This window comes from Mesorhizobium sp. M0772 (genome assembly GCF_040320135.1).
Classification (GTDB): domain Bacteria; phylum Pseudomonadota; class Alphaproteobacteria; order Rhizobiales; family Rhizobiaceae; genus Mesorhizobium.
Genome location: NZ_JAMYPB010000119.1, coordinates 1 through 908 on the forward strand (window position 1 = coordinate 1; position 908 = coordinate 908).

General features: G+C 62.0%; 1 protein-coding gene and 1 pseudogene. Both read right to left on the minus strand.

Translation table 11 applies throughout. The annotated features are described in order from the left end of the window. Nucleotides 1–189 precede the first annotated feature (189 nt). Nucleotides 190–582 carry a phage holin family protein gene (locus NKI06_RS30830; protein ID WP_023693628.1) on the minus strand — a complete coding sequence of 131 codons (393 nt, stop codon included), beginning with the start codon at nucleotides 580–582 and terminating at the stop codon, nucleotides 190–192. Then, nucleotides 579–908 (minus strand): annotated as a pseudogene (locus NKI06_RS30835) (hypothetical protein); the annotation flags it as partial. The pseudogene NKI06_RS30835 and the gene NKI06_RS30830, both read right to left, overlap by 4 nt.

Below are 908 nucleotides of genomic sequence, written 5' to 3' on the forward strand. Positions count from 1 at the left end.
AAAGGATTGTCTCGGACCTGCGTTCTGAGATTGCTGAGCATGGCCGCGCTCTCCCCTCCCGAGAACAGCCCGGTGAACTCATCCAGCAATTGTCCAGGCGTCATCTTGCCTCGAATGGATCGGCGGTCTCCATCACCCGAGCGCGAGCCGCCTCGGCCTCGCGTTCAAGTTCGGCTGCGGATTTCTCGTTCATCTCACCTGTTCCTTAATCGCGCTCGCGTCGCGCTTGAGCTGTCCCTGGGTCCGGTCGGGGGTAAGTTCCGAAGGCGCCATGCTGGCCGTCCCGGTCCGCAGCAGGATGACGCCGAGGACCGCCACGACCACACCGACCAGCAAGGAAGACCACCCCGCGCCAAGCCCTGCCCGCGTCAGTGCGATAATGAGCGCCTGCAGCAACACCAAGAGCGCGGCGAGCAGGCAAATCGCGCCGCCCAGCACTTCCGCGGCACCTGCTCCGGCTTTGGTAAGCTTTTCAGAGAGCTCGGCCCGAAACAGCCTCGCCTCGGTTTGCACCAGAGTGGTGACATTCTGGGCCAAATCGGTGACTAGCCCGGCAAGGCTGGGATTGTCCTGGTTGTTCATCTGTCCTGCTCCGCGATCTGCGTGGCCCCATCATCGCCGACCACGCCAAAATCTTGTGGACGATCAGCGGACCAACCCTGTGGCTGATCGGTGTGTGATCTGAGGCCTCCCGGAGCGGCCTCAGAATCGGGCCTTGCCGGCGGAGAAGCCTTGATGAACCGCCCGAGAGCCAATCCGGCCAACACCGATCCCGCAAGCAGGACACCGGGATTTTGCCGGCCGAAGGACTGGACGTCATCAAGGACTTGGCTAAAGGGCTTCTGTTTCAAGGACGATGAAAGCCGCTCAAGGCCACTGGCAGCATCCAAAGCGAACTTCGATGCGTT

What these genes read in the sequence shown, in the direction of transcription:
- NKI06_RS30830 (WP_023693628.1), bottom strand. Translation starts at nt 582, where the DNA reads ATGAACAACCAGGACAATCCCAGCCTTGCCGGGCTAGTCACCGATTTG.